We start from the raw sequence: 19,199 nt of genomic DNA, 5'->3' as shown, positions 1-19,199 counted from the left end.
GTTTGCTTCGAGTAGTCTCTAAGATATGGAGCAAAACAGCGAAGACGCCTTGGGGAGCAGGCGAATGCCGACGAAGCAGCGGAGCGATGCAGGAGCACGGTTTTTGGCAAGCGAGTTGTTTTGCGGAATATTGATTTTATAAGATTGACTTATTTTAAAATTTTTTAAATAAAAATATACCCCGGTGGGTAAATCAGGAGGAATTTAAATGATTCAAACAGATAAATTACTAGATGCAAAAGGGCTTGCATGCCCAATGCCGATCGTACGCACGAAAAAAGCGATGAACGAGATGGCGCCAGGCGAGGTCATCGAAGTCCAAGCAACAGATAAAGGTTCTTTGGCTGATATGAAAGCCTGGGCAAAAAGCAGCGGAAACCAATATCTTGGTTCATCCGAAGACGGCGATGTGCTGAAGCATTATTTGCGCAAAGCGGATCAGGCAGAAGAAAAAGAAGAAGTTCAGTTTCCGCATACAGTAACGAACGCAGAATTGCAGCAACAGCTGGACCGCGACGATGTAATTGTACTTGATGTGCGTGAACCTGCCGAATACGCATTCGGCCATATCGAAGGCGCAGTTTCCATTCCGCTTGGCGAATTGGAAAACCGTACACAGGAATTGGATGCTGAAAAAGAAGTAATCGTTATTTGCCGCACAGGCAACCGCAGTGATTTCGCTGCAAAACAATTGGCTGACAAAGGATTCACTCGTGTGAAAAATGCAGTAGAAGGCATGACTCAATGGGACGGCGAAACGGAGCAAAACAACGCATAAGCAATTTTAAAATACAACTTAACTGGAGGAATTTTAAATGGCAGGAAAAACAGCAATCATCGCATCAAATGGCACATTATTCGATGCTTATAAAGTCTATAATATCGCAATAGCAGCAGCGGCAAGTGATCACGAAGTGGCAATCTTCTTCACATTCGAAGGGTTGAACCTGATCAATAAAGAAGCATACGGCCAATTGCCGCTTCCTGAAGGCAAGGAACAAATCGCTGAAGGATTAGCAAAAGGAAATGTACCGGAAATCCCGGAACTGGTTGAAATGGCGCAGGAACTTGACGTGAAATTCATTGGCTGCCAAATGACAATGGATTTATTCGGCCTTGAAAAAGAAGCTTTTGTCGACGGCATTGATGTTGGCGGAGCGGTCACATTCCTTGAATTCGCAAAAGACGCAGACGTTACATTAACATTCTAAATAAAAATTATTAACGAAAAAACTTATAGATGGGGGTATTCCAATTGACAGTAAAAGCAATGACTGCAAAAGAAGTAGCACGTAAAGTAATTGAAAACAAGCCGCTATTTATCCTTGATGTACGAAACGGCGACGCTTTCGCCGACTGGAAAATCGAAGGCGGCAACATTCAGTATCTGAATACACCTTATTTTGATTTATTGGACGGTGTCGAAGAAGTGGTTTCAGAACTTCCGAAAGAAAGAGACATTCTTGTCGTTTGCGCGAAAGAAGGATCTTCTGTCATGGTAGCGAAAATGCTTGATGAAGAAGGCGTCGATGCGGCGTACCTTGAAGGCGGCATGAAAGCTTGGAGTGAACACCTGGAACCAGTGAAAGTCGGCGATTTGAAAAATGGCGGGGAATTGTATCAATTCGTCCGCATCGGAAAAGGCTGCCTTTCTTACATGGCAATCTCAGACGGTGAAGCCGCTATTATCGATGCAACACGCATGGCTGATATCTTCTTGGATTTCGCGCAGGAAAAAGGTGCTAAGATCAAGCATGTATTCGATACGCACTTGCACGCAGACCACATTTCCGGAGGACGCCAGATTGCTGAAGCAACAGGCGCAACATACTACCTGCCGCCGGCGGATGCTGAAGAAGTCGTATTCGACTATGCGGAATTGGTTAATGGGCTGGAAGTTGCCATTGGCGACGCGAAAATTGAAATTGAAGCATTATACTCACCGGGGCATACAATCGGTTCAACATCATTCATCGTTGACGATCAGTACTTGATGACAGGCGACATCCTGTTCATCGATTCCATCGGACGCCCTGACCTTGCAGGCCTTGCGGAAGACTGGGTAGGCGACCTTCGTGAATCGCTTTACAGCCGTTATGCAGAATTGGCTGACGAGCTTATCGTTTTGCCGGCTCACTTCATGATCATGGATGAGTTAAATGAAGATGGAAGCGTCGCGAGAAAACTGGGCGACCTGTTCAAGGAAAACCACGGATTGAATATCGAAGATGAGCAGGAGTTCCGCGACATGGTAACGAAAAACCTGCCGCCGCAGCCGAACGCTTATCAGGATATCCGCAGTACAAACATGGGCAAAATCACGCCTGATGAAGAAGTTCAGCGTGAAATGGAAATCGGGCCAAACCGTTGTGCGGTTCGGTAAGTAGTAACCATATAAACTATAAATAACACTTCGAAGTTAAGAAATAACTTAGATATGGAGCAAAACAGCGAAGACGCCTTGGGGAGCAAGCGAAGTGCTGAGATCCACTTGGGCGAAGGGAAACGAGCCCGAGTTAGCTTAGCGCGAGCCAAGTGTGGCCGAATGTAATTCGGCCGGCGCTTTGCGACGAAGCTAGCGTAGCGATGCAGGAGCACGGTTTTGGGCAAGCGAGCTGTTTTGCGGAATATCGATTAGTAATTCAAATTAATTAAAACCCAAAAGGAGAGATTTTGATGAACGCAGATAAAGTATTAGACGCAAAAGGCCTGGCTTGCCCAATGCCGATCGTGAAAACAAGAAAAGAAATGAAAGACATGGAATCAGGACAAATCCTGGAAATCCTTGCGACTGATAAAGGAGCAAAAGCTGACATGACTGCCTGGGCAAAATCAGGCGGCCATGAACTATTAGAGATTGAAGAAGCGGGCGACGTCCTTAAATTCTGGATCAAGAAAGGCTAAGAGCCGTAAAAGGGTATCGCTTTGATACCCTTTTCGCTTTTCGAAGAGGTGACAAAAGATGAGTTTTGATTTTATTATCGTCATTTTCCTGATCGGCTTCATCGGTTCCTTCATCTCCGGAATGGTCGGAATCGGCGGTTCGATCATCAAATACCCGATGCTGCTGTATATCCCGGTCATGCTCGGCTATACGGCGTTCAGCGCCCATGAAGTTTCCGGCATCAGCGCGATCCAGGTGTTTTTCGCCACCATCGCCGGTGTTTGGGCATACCGGGGCAGCGGTTATCTGAATAAAACCCTGATCTCCTACATGGGTGGAGCTATCCTGGTCGGGAGTTTCATCGGCGGCTACGGCTCGACGCTTCTTTCGGAAGCGGCCATCAACTTCGTTTACGCCATTTTGGCAACCATTGCGGTTGTCATGATGTTCCTTCCGAAAGGAGGAGTCGATGACATCCCGCTGGAAGAGGTGACATTCAATAAATGGCTGGCGGCTGGACTGGCATTCATCGTCGGAATCGCAGCAGGCATCGTCGGAGCTGCGGGTGCTTTCATCCTGGTGCCGATCATGCTGGTCGTCTTGAAAATCCCGACGCGGATGACGATTGCGACTTCACTCGCCATCACATTCATTTCGTCCATCGGGTCGACTTTCGGTAAGATCGTCACGGACCAGATCCTTTATGGTCCTGCGGCAGTCATGATTGTGGCCAGTATCCTCGCCGCACCACTTGGCGCCAAACTTGGCCAGAAGATGAACACGAATTACCTCCAATGGATATTGGCACTGCTGATTCTCGGCACAGCCATTAAAATCTGGATGGATATTCTGTAACCCCAAAATGATTTGAATACTAAAAAACATTCCTTTTTCTTTTTAGTTATGATAGTGGAAAGGGAATGATCAATTTTGAAAAGCAGTTTGGATTTAAAGGTTGATATCAGCAAACTCCTATCTATATCAAAACAGGTGCAGAAAAAGTAATCACTTTTCTGCACCTGTTTTTAATATATATACAAATAAATTTTTCAACTTAAAATGAGTTAAAGGTTAAAGTTAAATTGTAATGCTTTGGTGTTCAACCGAAATCATATTGATGAAATAATCAGTGATCCGGTGGTCTAATGTCAATTCAGGGTGAAATGAACAGCCAAGGAATTGTGCATTGCGCGCCATCACGATTTTTCCATCGTATTCACAAAGCACTTCTGTGTCTGGTCCGGCACTGATAATATGCGGAGCACGGATAAAGACCGCATTAAAGGGAGCATCTAACCCTTTAATTTCCAGATCAGCCTCGAAGCTGTCGATTTGGCGTCCAAATGAATTACGTTCCACTTTTACATCCATGACGCCCAGATGAGGTTCCTCATATCCTGCTACTTCCCCGGCAAGCAGAATCAGTCCGGCGCATGTTCCAAACATCGGCTTTCCGGTCTCGGCGAAATCACGCAACGGGTCCATGAATCGGTATCGGTCAATGAGGCGGCGCATTGTAGTACTCTCTCCTCCTGGCAACACAAGTGCATCCAAGTCCAGTAGCTCTGCCGGTTTTTTTACAGGAACAGCTTTGGCGCCGCATGCTTCAATGGTTTGAAGATGTTCCCGGACAGCTCCTTGCAGCGCAAGAACTCCAATTCTTTTCATTACTACCAGCCTCGTTCCTGCATGCGTTCACCAGCGGCGATTGTAGAAATTTCTATACCTTGCATAGCGATTCCAAGATTTTTTGATAATTCCGCAATCAATTGGTAATCCTGATAATGTGTAGTCGCTTCTACTATTGCACGCGCGAATTTTTCAGGACTTTCCGATTTGAAGATTCCGGACCCGACAAAGACTCCATCAGCACCCAATTCCATCATTAATGCGGCATCTGCAGGTGTAGCAACCCCTCCGGCAGCAAAATTGACTACCGGTAAGCGTCCCAGTGATTTTACTTCACGGAGAAATTCATAGGATGCACCTAAATTCCGTGCTTCTGTCATCAATTCGTCTTCGCTCATATGAACCACTTTCAAGACTTCAGAATTGACTTGGCGCAGATGGCGAACAGCTTCCACAATATTTCCTGTTCCTGGCTCGCCTTTTGTCCGAAGCATGGATGCACCTTCACCAATCCGTCTGGCTGCTTCTCCCAAGTTGCGGCAACCGCAGACAAAAGGCACTGTGTAACGCTCCTTTAATAAATGGAACTCTTCATCAGCCGGAGTCAGGACCTCGCTTTCGTCGATATAGTCGACACCCATTGCTTCAAGCACCCGCGCTTCAACAATATGTCCAATACGTGCTTTTGCCATAACGGGAATCGAAACAGCCTTCATCACTTCTTCGGTTATGCGGGGATCAGCCATGCGGGCAACACCGCCGTCTCTGCGGATATCTGAAGGTACACGTTCCAAAGCCATGACAGCAGTAGCTCCTGCTGCCTCGGCAATACGTGCCTGCTCCGCATTTACGACATCCATGATCACACCGCCTTTTTGCATTTCAGCCATGCCTCTTTTTACACGATTTGTTCCTTGTTGATTCATATAATATTCCCCCTTAAAGATTGATAACTTAAGTATAAAGGGTGTTGACCATATAGAAATGGCCAGTTTTGATTTATTTAAAAGGTCAGATTATTGATGTAGTCAAGTACACAAAGAAATTAGTATGGTGCATTCTTTTATTAGTTAAGTAAGGTAAGTACAAATTGACGCCCTTTCCGTCAAATATGGTATTATGAAAAATGTTCGAAAAATAGAGGTTCGCGAAATCCCTCTTAAAAAAACTAAGGAGATGTTTTAAATGAAAAATGAAAAGGCGGTCGTCGTTTTCAGTGGCGGACAGGATAGTACAACCTGTCTTTTTTGGGCATTATCGAAATTTAAGGAAGTTACCACAATTACATTCGATTATGGCCAGCGCCATGCAGTGGAAATAGAGCATGCGCAAAAGATTGCAGAAGAATTGAATGTGCCGTTTAAAGTGTTGGATATGCAATTGATCAATCAATTGTCCGCCAATGCCCTTACACGGAATGAAATTCCAATCAACGAAGAAGAGGGAGAATTGCCTTCGACTTTTGTTCCGGGAAGAAATCATTTATTCCTGTCATTTGCTGCTGTTTATGCCCAGACAATCGGAGCACAGCACATCATTACCGGAGTGAGCGAAACGGATTTCAGCGGATACCCGGATTGTCGCGATACTTTCATCAAATCGCTCAATGTAACGCTGAATTTGGCGATGGATGCTCAATTCGTCCTTCATACGCCGCTTATGTGGCGCGATAAGAAACAGGTGTGGGAGCTTGCTGATCGATTCGGGGCACTCGAATTTGTACAGGAAAAAACGGTGACCTGTTATAACGGGGTACCGAGCAGCGGCTGCGGGGAATGTCCGGCTTGCCAGTTGCGAAACGATGGCCTGGAAGCTTATTTGGCAGCGAAGTCCGGCGGTGCAGTAAAATGATGCAGCAATTTTATCCGTCAGTCCCGCATGCTTACCGATTTGAATTGAATAAAGATATGAACTTCTCAGCAGCGCATTTCATTCCGCACGCGGAAGCGGGGAAGTGTCAGACTGTGCATGGACATACGTATTTTGTAAATGTAACGGTGGCTGGCAACGAGCTTGATGCTTCTGACTTTTTAATTGATTTCAAATTGCTGAAAGATGCAATCCATAAGAAATACGATCATTCGGTGTTGAACGATCATCCCGAATTCAATGGAAAATTCCCGACAACTGAACGGCTGGCTGAACAGATCTGGCAGTCGATCGAGGCAATTCTGAAAACACGGGACAATAAACCCTCGTGCCTTCAAGTCATAGTAAGAGAAACGCCGACAAGTTATGTTGTTTACCGGCCGGAACAGGGGTGGCTGCGATGAAGATCCCTGTAATGGAAGTATTCGGTCCGACGATTCAGGGAGAAGGAATGGTCATCGGCCAAAAAACCATGTTTGTCCGAACTGCCGGCTGTGATTATTCCTGTTCATGGTGCGATTCCAGTTTCACATGGGATGGCACCGGCAAAAGCACTTCCCGTCAGCCAAGTGAAATCATTGAGGAACTGAAAGGGATTGGCGGAAGCCGTTTTTCCCATGTCACCATTTCAGGAGGGAACCCGCTTCTCCATAAGGGAATAGGAGAACTCATCAGCCTTTGTCATGAGGAAAAGTGGAAAGTGGCCGTGGAAACACAGGCGACAATCTGGCAGGATTGGTTATTGGAAGTTAATGATATTACACTTTCTCCAAAGCCGCCGAGTTCCGGGATGGTCACTGATTTTGATAAACTCGATGTCTTCATGGAGAAACTGCTAGATTCGAATGCCAGTTTGAAAATCGTGGTTTTCGATGAAACAGATTTCGAATTTGCCGGACAGCTCCATCTTCGCTATCCGACCGTTCCATTTTTCCTCCAGGTCGGAAATGACGACATTACGACAACAGATGATGCACGTCTGGTTGCCGGTTTACTGGAGCGGTATGAGTGGCTGATTGACCTCAGTACAGATTCTTCCATCATGAACGATGTGAAAGTGCTGCCGCAGCTGCATGCTTTGGTATGGGGAAATAAACGTGGTGTATAAAATAACAAAAGGATGGCCTGTCGTTTCGACAGGCCATCCTTTTTATTGTTTATCATTTATTTCACCAATCAGCACACAGAATCATTGGATTTTGGCACCGACAGTCCGAACAACGGACGGAGGTACAGCGCGAGGAATGTGCCGGCAAGCGCCAGGATTCCCCAGATATAACCGTGCAGGCTGAACGATGCGATGCCGCCGAAGTAGGCGCCGATGTTACAGCCGAATGCAAGGCGGGCGCCATAACCCATCAGCAAGCCGCCGATTACAGAAGCGGCGAAGTTGCCTGCAGTGACTTGTGTGAATTTGAACAAGCCTCCGGCAGCGGAAGCGATGAACGCGCCAAGGATAACACCGAAATTCAAGACGGTAGTGGAGTCGGCGAAAATAGAAGCTTCAAGCGAAGCGGCATTGGCACCTTGCCAATAGCCCCAGCTCGCGACATCGACACCGAATGCGCCTGCGATTTTGGACCCCCATAGTGCGAAAGCGGACGTGATGCCCCAAGGAGCGCCGCGTGTCATTAATGTCAGTGCATTAAGCAATGCCAAAGCAATTGCCGCAGCGAATAAAGGCCATGAACCGCGAAGGATTCGTTTCCACCCTTTTGCAGATGGAACAGGCGCCATTTTAGGTGCTTTGCGTTTCTTCTCGATAATCAGCGTAATCCACGCAATCAAACCGAAGAGAATAATCGAAACAAGCCATGCGCCACCGTAGCCAAAACCAGTCGAAGTGGCAAGGGAATAAGGTGCAAACGCAGGCATTTCTTCTGTCCAGAACGGTAAGTGATATGCACCGATTGTCGCGCCGACGATGAAGAAGATCAGCGTCACGAACATGACGGTACGACCGCCGCCTATCGCGTAAAGTGTACCGGAAGCACAGCCGCCGCCGAGCTGCATGCCGATGCCGAACATGAAAGCACCAACCAGAAGACTGACGCCAACCGGTGAGACGTATCCTGCAACCGGGCCGCCGAAAAAGGTCGTGCCGTATGCAAGAATTGGAGCGAACAGTGAAACCGCTACTGCGAGCATCAGCATATGGGAGCGCATCGCTTGCCCATTACCGACTGACGCCATGCGCCGGAACGCTGAAGTGAAGCCGAAGCGTGCATGGAATAAAGTATAGCCAAGCAGCAGGCCGATCCCAAGAAGCATTGACTGGGAAACGTGCTGTGTGGCAAGCAGATAGACGAGTAAAAGAAATCCGACAATTACTCCGCCAGCAATCAAGGCTTTTTGCGGAGCGTTCAGTGCCAGACTTTCTCTTGCGATCGGTCCTTTTGTATCGTTAACAGGTTGAACTTGTGTAGTGGTCAAAATTATAACATCCTTTTCCTATTAATTTAGTCGGGAATATTTTTCTATAATAATGTCTAGCTGTTTTTAAGTCAATTTATTAAACCTGAAAGCAGTAACGTATGCACAAGACAAATTCCTTGCTTGTGCTCGAAGTCTGTTGAATAATTACTACAGCACAATCTTATTTTCATTTGAATGAAATGAGGAAATAAATAGAAGCAGAGGTGCAGTAGATGAAGAAGTATTGGATTACGGCAATTTTGCTGAGCCTGGCCATCTTTTTGGCGGCTTGCGGAAGCGCAGGAGAAGAAGAAAATACAGAGCAGGCAACTGAAAGCTCTGAGGAAGCCTTTACAATCGGTGTTATTCCTGCCCAGACAGAAGGGGAAATGGAAGAAGCGATGGATAAACTCCAGACTTATTTGAGTGAAGAGCTGGACCGTGAAGTGGAGCTGGATGTATATCCTAACTACAACGGTGTGGTAGAAGCGATGAATTACGACAAGATCGATATGGCATATCTTGGGCCATTGACTTTCGTTATCGCGAACGCCAACAGCAACGCGCAGGCGATTATTACGTCATTGGTGGACGGAGAACCTTTCTACCGTTCGTACATCATCACACATGCTGATAACCCGTGGAATTCACTTGAAGACTTGCTGGAAAATCCGCAGGACATCGATTTTGCGTTCGGTGATCCGAACTCCACTTCGGGTTCATTGATTCCGTCCATCGAATTGAAGGACCGCGGAGTTTATGAATCACAGCAGGAAAATGAATTCAATTCAGTGCGCAATACAAGTTCACACGATGCCACTGCCTTGTCGGTTCAAAACAAGCAAGTGGATGCCGGTGCAATCGACAGCGCGATTTACAACCAGTTGGTGGAATCGGGCAAAATTGACGGTGAACAGATTAAGACCATCTGGGAATCGGAAGAATTATTCCAATATCCTTGGGCAGTCCGTGAAAGCATCGACGAAGAAACGGTTAACAAGCTGCAGGAAGCATTCCTTGCGATAGAAGATCAGGTGATCCTGGATGCATTCGGCGCTTCAGGTTTTACTGAAGCCACTACGGAAGATTACGAAAGCATCAAACAGGCAGCCATCAAAGAAGGCATTATCGAAGAATAATGAATGAAACGCATAGCCGTCAGAAATAGCGGGTATAAAATATTTTGTATAGATTAAAGGAGGATATCTCATGGTTAAAACAATTATGGCAGAAGAGTATGCAAATCTTGTTGAAAACAATGAAAGACCTGTAGTCCTAAATTTTGGATCGAATGGTTGAGGGCCTTGCGCCCAATTGGGACCGGTGGTCTCAAACGTTGCTGAACAAGTTGATTCAGTAGATTTTTATAAAGTGGTTGTCAGCGATGCTCCAGAGTTGGCAGAGCAATTCGGCATTATGAGCATCCCGACTTTAGTGCTCGTTAAAAATGGGAAAGAAGTAAAACGGTCTGTCGGCTTTATGCCGGAAGAGCCGTTGAAGGAATTTGCAGAATCTTAAATTCTATAAAAAAAAGCGCCCCAGCGTCAGCCGCACGAAGCAATTCGTGGACTGTCAGCTGGCGGCGCTTTTTTTGGACAGGAATATGAAACGCACAGGCTATAAGTTTTTATTTTAAGGCGTTTTAAGCAAGTTGGGAGTAAAAGTGGAGAAGTTGGGAGTATTCAGGCCTAAGTTGGGAATAAACCGATGGAAGTTGGGTGTATTCAGACTCAAGTTGGGAATAAACGAAAGGAGTGTATTAAGCCAAGAAAAGCTTGCATCCAATTGAAGGGAGCAAGCTTTTCATACATTCATACGTTATTCGGTTTCAAGTACAGCAAACTCATACCCCTGCTCTTTAATGGCGGCAATCAGCTGCGGCAGGACTTTGACCGTTTGGCTTAACTCATGCAATAAAATAATGGCGCCGTCTTCCAGATGGTCGGTGACATTCGCGACAATCTGTTCGGGGTCGTCTTTCAGTTCCCAGTCCATCGAGGCGATTCGCCACATGACGGTTTTCAGATTCAAACGCTTGGCTGCCTGAAGGGTATCATCATTGAATTGACCATAAGGCGGACGGAAGAATGTCACCGGATTGCCGGTGAGGTGTTCGATCGCGTCCACGCTCTTTTTCAGTTCGTCGTATTGCTGCTGCTGTGTCATGTTATACGCTAAGTTTTTATGTTTCACGGTATGGGTGCCGATTTGATGGCCTTCCGCCAAAACTCTTTTCCACGGTCTTTCCTTGTGCAAAAGGCGAGTTTGCCAGAAGAAAACAGCGGGTGTCCCGGAGTCCTTCAATATATCGAGTATGTCAGGCAAGGCTTTGCTTGGCCCATCGTCAAAAGTGAGAATGACGGTTTTCCTGTCCGGGTTCCGATTCGGAACTGAGGCCAGTATTTCCGGATTTTGAGAGTCGTACACGACCCTGGACGAATTGACTGCTCATGGACTTTTTCTCATCAAAATCACTCTCCTTAAGAAGATTATATCAAATCTGGAAGAACAGGTTCTGCTGTTCGGACTCGTATGTTTCCTCATATTCCTCACTTGTGAAGTCTTCGGGCTTGCCATCGAAAATCAATTCGCCGTCTTTCAAGGCGATGATTCGCGTTGCATAGCGTTTGGCAAGTTCAATATCGTGCACGTTGATGATGGTCAATAAACCCAGTCGTTCATGAATTTCCTGCAATAAAGAGAAAATACGGTTTGATGTTCCGGGATCCAGGCTGGCAACCGGTTCGTCACCCAGAAGAATACGCGGATGCTGAACAAGCGCGCGCGCGATGCCGACACGCTGTTTTTGGCCGCCGCTCAAATTCTCGACACGGCGGTTTTCCATTTCTGTCAATCCGACTTCCGCGATGATGCGTTTGGCTTCCTGAATTTCATCGTTTGTAAACCAGCCGACCAGGTTTTTAAATGTGGATCGGTAACCGAAGCGTCCGGTCAGCACGTTTTGCAGCACACTCATGCGGGGAATCAGGTTGAAATGCTGAAACACCATCCCCATTTCCCTTCTGATCTGGCGCAGCTCTTCTTTTTGAAAAGACATCGGGGTGCCGTCAAAGCGGATTTCGCCTTCAGTCGGCTGCTGCAAACCGTTGATGCAGCGGATGAATGTCGATTTCCCGGCGCCGCTTTTTCCCAGTACACAAACAAAATCATTTTTATCAAAAGACAAATTCAAATCGGAAAGGGCATTTTTCTTCATTCCTGGGTACCGGACTGATACATTTTTCAGTTCAAGCATTTTCATGCCTCCTTTAGATAACACGATTCCGGACAAAGCTTCCGAGCGAATCGACGAGAATTACCATGACCATGATGATCAGGACGTCGAGCGACACAGATGAATAGTTAAACGTATTGAAATCATTGAACAGACGCTGGCCGATGCCGCCGCCGCCGATGAATCCCAATATCAATGAAGTGCGGATCGCCACTTCGAAACGATAGAAAAAGTTGGACAGGACATTCGGCCAAATTTGGGGAAGAATGCTGAAGAGGGAAGCGACCCAGCGTTTTGCGCCGACCGCTTTCATCGCTTCCTGTGGTCCGGTATCCGCCGCTTCGATTAGCTCGGAAATCAGTTTGCCCATGACGCCGATATTATGGAATGTAATCGCCAGAACTGCCGGGAATGGCCCGAGCCCAAGTGTAGTCAGGAGAATCAAACCAAAGACGATTTCCGGTACAGAACGCACAAAACTGAGTGCCACCCGGAAAAAATGAAAAACGGGCTTGGAATGTGCTGTATTCCGCGCTGCCAGAAAACTCAGTGGCAGACCGATAATCAGTCCAAGAAAACTGCCGAGAAACGCCATCGCCAAAGTGGCCAGGGTATCTTCAAGCATACCGGGCAGGCGTGTGAAATCCATCGGGAACCATTGCGACAAGAAGTCTATCATGTTCCAGAAATCCCGGAATTTCGTCAGATCGAACTCAGTCAGCCGCATACTGATGAATATCGCCACAACCAATAAAGCGTATATTATTAAACTTCTCTTTTTAAACCACATCAAAATCAACTCTATTCTTTGGTGATGCCGCTACGGCTTATCGTATTGCCTGTAATTTTAAAACAAGGACTCGTTGCGAGTCCTTGTTTTTATTGTACAGTCTTTAACGCTTTTAATTAGATAACTTTAATGCGTCCCGCATTGTCTTCGGTAACTTCTCCGATAATTGAAGATTGAACACCGCTGCTCTGAAGATCGCGCTGCAGTGCATCAGCTTCAGCTGCCGGAACAGAAATCAATAAGCCGCCGGAAGTTACAGCGTCACATAGGATAAGCTGATCGATTTCGCTGATGTTGTCCGCGTAATCGATATCGGCTGCAAGCCATTTGTGATTTTTATAAGTGCCGCCGGGAATGATGTTCTGTTCGGCAAGTTCTTTTGCTTTTGAAAGAACTGGTACTTCATCGTTGTAGATTGTTACACCGGTGCTGCTGCCTTTTGCGATTTCCATCGTGTGGCCAAGAAGGCCGAAGCCAGTTACATCCGTGCATGCATTGACGGTATAGTTTTCCATCGCTTCAGCCGCTTTTTTATTCAGCGTAGCCATAACGTCCATCACTTCTGTAAGATCGTCTTTTTCAAGCAAGTCCCGTTTGATGGCTGTCGTCAATATGCCGACACCAATCGGCTTGGTCAAAATCAAGCGGTCGCCAGCCTGTGCACCAGCGTTGGAGCGGATGCGGTCAGGGTGAATCGTGCCGGTCACGGATAATCCGAATTTCGGCTCCTCGTCGTCGATTGAATGTCCGCCAACCAAAGTGGCGCCGGATTCTTTCACTTTATCGGAAGCGCCGGCTAAAATGTCAGCCAGGATGCTCTTATCAAGCGTGTTGATCGGAAACGCCACGATATTCATAACGGTCAGCGGCTTGCCGCCCATTGCATAAACATCGCTCAATGAGTTGGCTGCACCGATTTGTCCGAACATATAAGGATCGTCGACGATTGGTGTGAAAAAGTCCAAAGTTTGGACAAGCGCCACATCGTCGCTGATTTTGTAAACACCGGCATCGTCGGCTGTATCCAGCCCGACCAGTAAATTAGGGTTTTCTGCATTTCTCGGTAAATGACGCAGAACCTGCGCCAGGTCCTCAGGACCAATTTTGCATCCTCAACCACCTTTAGATGATAAAGAAGTCAATTTAACCATATCTTTTTCAGTCATTAGGATCCGCCTCTTTTCTATATTAAGTATTGTCTTGCTGTGTGATTGAAGTATAAATCTTCAGCAAAGCTTCCGCTTCGAAGGAAGGGGAATGGTGATCGGCCGCATATTGTTTTGCCTGCATGCCGATGCGTTGCCTTGCTTCGTTATTATTAATCAGCTTGGCTGCGTAATCAAGGAATTGATTTTGGTCATTATACAAATACCCGGTTTTTCCATTTTCAACCATTCCTTTGTTGCCAGGAACGTTGGAAACCAGAACCGGTTTGCCATAACCCATCGCTTCCAGAATCGCGGCGGGCTGCCCTTCTGAATGGGAAGTATTCAGCACGACGTCTGCTTTTTCGAAAACAGCGCCCATTTCCGCATGGGGAATTTCACCGATATATGTCAGCCAGTCGGCATGTTCTTCCGCCAAAGCGAGCACCATGTCCGCTTCCGCTTGTTCGAGAATAGGGCCAGCCAGCCACAGGCGAAGATTTTGAAAGTCTTCATGAAGCTTGCGGATAGCGTTGATGGCAAACGGGATATTTTTCACTTTCCGGATGCCCGCCGGCAATACGAATAAAAATGTGTCCGCTTCTTTTTCGAGCTGGGAACTGTGCGTCGGAGAAAATTCGCTGGTGCCTTGGGCAATCGCGAAGACTTTTCCTTCGAATTGCGGCGCTTCCTGCAGCACAGTGGTTTTTGCGGCTTCATCAAAAACGTGGATCGCCTGGGCGCCTTCCAGCGTGCTGAGAACCTTAGGGCGTTTTTCAGGATTAAAAAGATCCGCATTCAAATCAGTGCCGGTCATCGTGATGATATAAGATTCCGGTTTTTGATCAAGCTGCTGCAGAAACTGATGGAAGTAATAGGCGTGAAAGCCATGCACCAGGTTCGCTTCCGGTAATGTGCGGGCGCAGTTTTCTCCTGTAATTGAAACAATTTCAGTCCGTACGCCAATTTTCTCCAAATTCGCTGCAATTCTTCGCACAGTTACAGTGTTGCCTCGCGGCTGCGGATAATTGGGCGCGGCCAATACTATTTTCATCGTTGATCCAATCCTTTATGTGTTTTGGCGTGAAGAACTAGCTGGATATAAGATGTCTCCATCTAATTATCTTGAAACTAGTGTAATTTGTCATCTTTAACCACTTGATGATCCTTTATTTCAATAATATCGTCGAGAATTGGGCGGAACGCACGCAAGAGAGCGTTAATCGCACGCAAATGAAATTAACCGCACGCAAGCAGTCCCGGATCGCACGCAAATCATTTTAATCGCACGCAAATTTACGCCAGCTTGTTTTATCATAGAAAAAGCCGCCGAATCGGCGGCTTGCATCAATTATGTATTGGCGGGATCGTGTGGGAATCGAACCCACCGGACCTGGCACGCAGGTCCCTCAGGGTTTTGAAGACCCAGGAAGACACCAGTCACTCATCCAACCCCATAATCAGTAAGCGATTTTAATTGTATATTGAAAATCACAGATTCGCAAGAAAGGAGTTTGGAACGCTGTGCTTGAAACCATTCAGGCGGAAGCTTAAAGTTAAGATACGACCAAATAGAGAAGACGGGTGAGCATATGGAGAAGACATATTATACAATCGGCATGGCCGGGCATATCGACCACGGCAAAACGGCGCTGACGAAGGCGTTGACGAATGTGGATACGGACCGCTTAAAGGAAGAGAAAGAGCGGGGCATTTCCATTGAACCCGGTTACGCGCCATTCCAGACAGAAGATGGAACGCAATTATCCATCATCGACGTGCCGGGGCACGAGCGTTTTATCCGCCAGATGATTGCGGGCGTGGCTGGAATCGATCTAGTGGTTCTTGTCATTGCGGCAGATGAAGGTGTCATGCCGCAAACTGAGGAACATCTGGAAATTCTTCAGTTTCTGGGCGTCGAACATTGCATCGTGGCCATCACGAAAATCGACCGCGTCGATGAAATTATGCTGGAGCTCGTTCAGGAAGACATTCAGGAACGACTTGAAGGAACAATTTTTGATGGAGCGCCGTATATGCTGGTCGACAGTTTATCGGGAACAGGCATCGATCAATTGAAGTCAACGATCATCGATAGCCTGCAGGCGGTAAAATTCCGTGACGCCTATGGTTCATTCCGTTTGCCGATTGATCAGGTATTTACTGTTCAAGGACAAGGCACGGTTGTCCGCGGAACAATTTATGAAGGGGCAGTCCAAAAAGGGACGCAGCTGACTTTATTGCCAAAAGGGCTGAAAGTGAAAGCGCGCCAGATTCAAGTTCATCACGAAGAGCGGGAAGAAGCGCGTGCAGGACAGCGGACAGCGATCAATCTTGGAGGAATCGAAAAGACAGATGTTTTTCGGGGAAATGTGCTGGTGGCGTCCGACCATTTTCTGGTGACCGACACGATTGATGTGGCATTGAACCTTACCAGTGGCGCATTTACGCCACTCAAGCAGCGGTCGCCGGTGAAAGTGCACGTGGGGACTTCGGAAGTGATGGGGAAAATTGTCTTTTTTGACCGCAATGAACTGGAGCAGACCGATGAGGAAGTGCTGTGCCAGATCCGGCTCGATGAAGAAATCGTGGTCCGGCGCGGCGACCGCTTTATCCTGCGGCGGCCAACGCCGGTTGAAACACTGGGCGGCGGCTGGGTGATCCAGCCGAGAGGCGGTAAATACCGTTTCGGTCCGGAAACGATTGAGATGCTGCAGAACGTGATGCAGGGAACTCCGGAAGATCTCGTTGAAGAAGTGTTATCGAAAAATATCCTGCTTGATCTGCAGCAGCTGATTCAACAAACTTCACTGGATGAACCGGTCCTGAAAGAAACCATTGCAAAAGGGGTGGAGGACGGCAGCCTGCTGGAAGTGGGTTCGCAGAAATTCAGCCTGGCCAAAACTTTTTCGAAGATCAAAGGGGAAATCGGTGCGCGTGTGGAAAGTTATCATACAGACTATCCGATGAGGCCGGGCATGAGCAAGGCAGAATTGACCCAGTCGCTGAGCGCGGGGTATCCGAAGCCTTTTATTGAATACAGCCTGAATGCTTTGGCCGCTCAGGGAGAATTGAAGAAGACCGGACAATTTATTGCGCTCGGCACATTCGAACCGCATTTGCCGAAACAATGGAAGGTGCGTATGGTAGGAATCATTTCAGCGCTTGAGAAGGACGGCATCCAAGTGAAGAAATGGGAGCAGTATTTCGAAGGCACGCCTTTGCCGAAGGATGAGATTACGGATTTGACGCTGTATTTACTGGAGACGGGGCAAATTTACCGGCTGCAGGCTGATACGATGATCCACCGCAATGCCGTTAAAAGGGCAGTTACAAAACTCAAGCAGGATACTGCCGAGGCATTCGGCTTGAAAGAGGCCAAAGATTCGCTGGATTTATCGAGAAAATATCTGATTCCGTTATTGGAACTGTTTGATTTGTTGGACATCACAGAGCGCGAAGAGGATCAGCGCCGGTGGACAGGTAAGTAATGAAGGAGGGAGTGTGATGGCAATGAGAATTGTAATCGAATTTTGCATGCAGTGAAATTACGCACCCAAAGCCGCAAGTTTTGCGGAACAATTGTTTACCCATTTCCGGAACGAAATCGCATCGCTCGAACTGGTACCGAGTTCCGGCGGGGCATTTGAGATACTGGTGGATGGGACGAAAATCCACTCGAAACTGGAGACCAGGCAGTATCCGGAACTCAGTGAAATCATTCGAATTATTGAAAAGTAGGTTGTTCGGACGGCAGCTATAGAAACTGCACTGCCTGCAAGAGCAGCCGACAGATGGAGGATTTGAGATGAAGCAATATTTGCGCCAGTTACCGCCCGTCCATGAATTGCAGAAAGACAGGCGTTTTGAAGATTTTTTGAATTCTTTCCAACTGACTGCCGATCAAGGCACAAAATTTATCCAGCAGGAATTGAGTAAGCTGCGCGAAAGTCTGCTGAATGGTGAGTCGGCTGTTTCGCCTTCTGAAGAAAATTTCATAGGCCTGATTTTCAGCAATGCGGAAAAAAAAGCAGGCGAATGGAATGAAGACCGGCTCATGCGCGTCATCAACGGAACAGGTACGGTGCTGCATACCAATCTCGGGCGCTCACGGCTGAGCAGCCGGGCAGTCGAACACGTCGCACGGGCAGCGTGTGACTACTCCAATCTGGAATATCGCATCGCCGAAGGAAAGCGCGGTTCGCGTCATGACATTCTGGAAGATCTGATTAAGCAGGCGACAGGGGCTGAAGCAGCCATGGTCGTGAACAATAACGCTGCGGCAGTGTTTTTGATATTAAGCGCGATGGCGAAAAACAAAGAAGTCATCGTATCCCGAGGCCAGCTTGTTGAAATCGGCGGATCATTCCGGGTTTCTTCCATAATGGAAGAAAGCGGTGCATATCTCCATGAAGTCGGTACTACCAATAAAACGCATTTATTTGATTATGAAAACGCGGTCAACGAGGAGACGGCGATGATCATGAAAGTCCATACCAGCAATTTCGTCATGTCGGGTTTTACGGCAACAGTTGAAACGGAAGAATTGGCAGAATTAAAAAAACGCCATGAAGGGCTGGTTTTCTATGAAGACCTCGGCAGCGGTGCGCTTTTCGATTTTAAGAAGCACGGTATCGGCAACGAACCGCATGTGCGGGATGTGATTGCAGCAGGCGTGGATATTGTCAGCTTCAGCGGCGACAAATTGCTCGGTGGCCCCCAAGCCGGCATCATCGCCGGCAACAAAGACCTCATTGATAAACTCAAGAAACATCAGCTGGCCCGTGTGCTGCGGGTCGATAAAATGACGTTTGCCGCATTGGAAGAAACGCTGAAAGCTTATGTTGCCGGCGGCAATGCGGTAATGGAAATTCCGACAGTGCGGGATATCATGCGTTCTTCCAGTGACATTAAGCAGCAGGCAGAAAATTTTATCTCAGCCTTGGAATCACGCACAGGCGATTACCGGCTGGAATTGCTGGACGGCTTTTCACAAATTGGCGGCGGCACGATGCCGGAAGTCCAAATTCCCACGCATCTGACGGCTATCAGCCATAAATCGCTGCCGGCGCAAGAACTGGCGGCGCGTCTGCGAGAAAGCCGTCCGCCGGTCATTGCGAGAATTCAGGATGATAAAGTGTGCATCGACTTCCGTACAGTTCGTGAAGAAGAAGTGGAAGAAGTCATGCAGAGTCTTGTAGATATTAACGCAATGATATAAAAAGAGCCCCG

General features: G+C 47.4%; 19 protein-coding genes, 1 tRNA gene, 2 pseudogenes and 1 riboswitch. Of the genes and pseudogenes, 13 read left to right on the top strand and 9 right to left on the bottom strand.

Annotation, left to right across the window (positions count from 1 at the left end; genetic code table 11):
- Positions 1 to 208 precede the first annotated feature (208 nt).
- The 5 genes from DP120_RS02060 to DP120_RS02040 all read left to right on the top strand — a co-directional run bounded on the left by DP120_RS02060 (position 209) and on the right by DP120_RS02040 (position 3,739).
- A complete protein-coding gene (locus tag DP120_RS02060) occupies positions 209 to 778 on the top strand; it encodes a sulfurtransferase TusA family protein (RefSeq protein ID WP_112221516.1) in 570 nt (189 codons plus the stop codon).
- Positions 779 to 815: 37 nt separating this feature from the next.
- The gene (locus DP120_RS02055; protein WP_112221515.1) at positions 816 to 1,211 is read left to right on the top strand and encodes a DsrE/DsrF/DrsH-like family protein; all 396 of its coding nucleotides are present in this window, start codon (positions 816 to 818) and stop codon (positions 1,209 to 1,211) included.
- Positions 1,212 to 1,255: 44 nt separating this feature from the next.
- Positions 1,256 to 2,383: an MBL fold metallo-hydrolase gene (locus DP120_RS02050; RefSeq protein ID WP_112221514.1), complete on the top strand. Its 1,128-nt coding sequence runs from the start codon at positions 1,256 to 1,258 to the stop codon at positions 2,381 to 2,383.
- Positions 2,384 to 2,676: 293 nt separating this feature from the next.
- A complete protein-coding gene (locus DP120_RS02045; RefSeq protein ID WP_084243844.1) occupies positions 2,677 to 2,904 on the top strand; it encodes a sulfurtransferase TusA family protein in 228 nt (75 codons plus the stop codon).
- A 58-nt stretch (positions 2,905 to 2,962) separates the two neighbouring features.
- Positions 2,963 to 3,739 carry a sulfite exporter TauE/SafE family protein gene (locus DP120_RS02040; RefSeq protein ID WP_112221513.1) on the top strand — a complete coding sequence of 259 codons (777 nt, stop codon included), beginning with the start codon at positions 2,963 to 2,965 and terminating at the stop codon, positions 3,737 to 3,739.
- A gap of 222 nt (positions 3,740 to 3,961) precedes the next feature.
- Here the strand turns inward: DP120_RS02040 and pdxT are convergent, their stop codons facing one another.
- A complete protein-coding gene (gene pdxT, locus DP120_RS02035) occupies positions 3,962 to 4,552 on the bottom strand; it encodes a pyridoxal 5'-phosphate synthase glutaminase subunit PdxT (RefSeq protein WP_112221512.1) in 591 nt (196 codons plus the stop codon).
- Positions 4,553 to 4,554: 2 nt separating this feature from the next.
- Complete coding sequence (gene pdxS / locus DP120_RS02030) at positions 4,555 to 5,439, bottom strand: pyridoxal 5'-phosphate synthase lyase subunit PdxS (RefSeq protein ID WP_112221511.1); 885 nt, start codon at positions 5,437 to 5,439, stop codon at positions 4,555 to 4,557.
- 208 nt (positions 5,440 to 5,647) lie between these two features.
- Positions 5,648 to 5,691, top strand: a riboswitch (PreQ1 riboswitch).
- Positions 5,692 to 5,698: 7 nt separating this feature from the next.
- On the opposite strand from pdxS, the gene queC reads away from it, so the two are divergent.
- Genes queC through queE form a run of 3 tightly spaced genes read left to right on the top strand, consistent with a single transcriptional unit; the run spans position 5,699 to position 7,490 of the window.
- The gene (gene queC, locus DP120_RS02025; RefSeq protein WP_112221510.1) at positions 5,699 to 6,364 is read left to right on the top strand and encodes a 7-cyano-7-deazaguanine synthase QueC; all 666 of its coding nucleotides are present in this window, start codon (positions 5,699 to 5,701) and stop codon (positions 6,362 to 6,364) included.
- The gene (gene queD, locus DP120_RS02020) at positions 6,361 to 6,786 is read left to right on the top strand and encodes a 6-carboxytetrahydropterin synthase QueD (protein WP_112221509.1); all 426 of its coding nucleotides are present in this window, start codon (positions 6,361 to 6,363) and stop codon (positions 6,784 to 6,786) included. Before queC ends, queD begins: the two co-directional genes overlap by 4 nt.
- Positions 6,783 to 7,490, top strand: a complete 708-nt coding sequence (queE, locus tag DP120_RS02015; protein ID WP_112221508.1) for a 7-carboxy-7-deazaguanine synthase QueE — start codon at positions 6,783 to 6,785, stop codon at positions 7,488 to 7,490. The genes queD and queE overlap by 4 nt, the downstream gene beginning before the upstream one ends.
- A gap of 68 nt (positions 7,491 to 7,558) precedes the next feature.
- Here the strand turns inward: queE and DP120_RS02010 are convergent, their stop codons facing one another.
- The gene (locus tag DP120_RS02010) at positions 7,559 to 8,818 is read right to left on the bottom strand and encodes a YeeE/YedE family protein (protein ID WP_112221507.1); all 1,260 of its coding nucleotides are present in this window, start codon (positions 8,816 to 8,818) and stop codon (positions 7,559 to 7,561) included.
- A 212-nt stretch (positions 8,819 to 9,030) separates the two neighbouring features.
- On the opposite strand from DP120_RS02010, the gene phnD reads away from it, so the two are divergent.
- Both phnD and DP120_RS02000 read left to right on the top strand, forming a co-directional pair.
- Positions 9,031 to 9,936, top strand: a complete 906-nt coding sequence (gene phnD / locus DP120_RS02005; RefSeq protein WP_112221506.1) for a phosphate/phosphite/phosphonate ABC transporter substrate-binding protein — start codon at positions 9,031 to 9,033, stop codon at positions 9,934 to 9,936.
- Positions 9,937 to 10,108: 172 nt separating this feature from the next.
- A pseudogene (locus DP120_RS02000) lies at positions 10,109 to 10,315 on the top strand (thioredoxin domain-containing protein); the annotation flags it as partial.
- A 300-nt stretch (positions 10,316 to 10,615) separates the two neighbouring features.
- Here DP120_RS02000 and DP120_RS01995 read toward each other — a convergent pair.
- The 6 genes from DP120_RS01995 to DP120_RS18330 all read right to left on the bottom strand — a co-directional run bounded on the left by DP120_RS01995 (position 10,616) and on the right by DP120_RS18330 (position 15,423).
- On the bottom strand, positions 10,616 to 11,224 hold the full coding sequence (locus DP120_RS01995) for a polysaccharide deacetylase family protein (RefSeq protein ID WP_240611941.1): 609 nt from the start codon (positions 11,222 to 11,224) through the stop codon (positions 10,616 to 10,618).
- A gap of 67 nt (positions 11,225 to 11,291) precedes the next feature.
- Positions 11,292 to 12,053 (bottom strand): phosphonate ABC transporter ATP-binding protein, encoded by a 762-nt coding sequence (gene phnC / locus DP120_RS01990; protein ID WP_112221504.1) that lies wholly within the window; start codon positions 12,051 to 12,053, stop codon positions 11,292 to 11,294.
- Between the two features lie 13 nt (positions 12,054 to 12,066).
- On the bottom strand, positions 12,067 to 12,822 hold the full coding sequence (gene phnE, locus DP120_RS01985) for a phosphonate ABC transporter, permease protein PhnE (protein WP_112221503.1): 756 nt from the start codon (positions 12,820 to 12,822) through the stop codon (positions 12,067 to 12,069).
- 116 nt (positions 12,823 to 12,938) lie between these two features.
- The gene (selD, locus tag DP120_RS01980) at positions 12,939 to 13,988 is read right to left on the bottom strand and encodes a selenide, water dikinase SelD (RefSeq protein WP_112221502.1); all 1,050 of its coding nucleotides are present in this window, start codon (positions 13,986 to 13,988) and stop codon (positions 12,939 to 12,941) included.
- A gap of 22 nt (positions 13,989 to 14,010) precedes the next feature.
- Positions 14,011 to 15,021: a glycosyltransferase gene (locus DP120_RS01975; protein WP_112221501.1), complete on the bottom strand. Its 1,011-nt coding sequence runs from the start codon at positions 15,019 to 15,021 to the stop codon at positions 14,011 to 14,013.
- A gap of 305 nt (positions 15,022 to 15,326) precedes the next feature.
- Positions 15,327 to 15,423 (bottom strand) — tRNA-Sec (locus DP120_RS18330).
- Positions 15,424 to 15,559: 136 nt separating this feature from the next.
- Between DP120_RS18330 and selB the strand changes: the two genes are divergently transcribed.
- The 3 genes and pseudogenes from selB to selA all read left to right on the top strand — a co-directional run bounded on the left by selB (position 15,560) and on the right by selA (position 19,188).
- On the top strand, positions 15,560 to 17,458 hold the full coding sequence (selB, locus tag DP120_RS01970) for a selenocysteine-specific translation elongation factor (protein WP_112221500.1): 1,899 nt from the start codon (positions 15,560 to 15,562) through the stop codon (positions 17,456 to 17,458).
- 67 nt (positions 17,459 to 17,525) lie between these two features.
- Positions 17,526 to 17,708 (top strand): annotated as a pseudogene (locus DP120_RS01965) (Rdx family protein); the annotation flags it as partial.
- 67 nt (positions 17,709 to 17,775) lie between these two features.
- Positions 17,776 to 19,188, top strand: a complete 1,413-nt coding sequence (gene selA / locus DP120_RS01960) for an L-seryl-tRNA(Sec) selenium transferase (RefSeq protein WP_112221498.1) — start codon at positions 17,776 to 17,778, stop codon at positions 19,186 to 19,188.
- The last annotated feature ends 11 nt before the right edge of the window (positions 19,189 to 19,199 follow it).

Source organism: Planococcus halotolerans, from assembly GCF_003289955.1.
Classification (GTDB): Bacteria; Bacillota; Bacilli; order Bacillales_A; family Planococcaceae; genus Planococcus; species Planococcus halotolerans.
The sequence above is the reverse complement of the archived record's forward strand: the minus strand, read 5'-3'. Positions and strand labels throughout refer to the sequence as shown.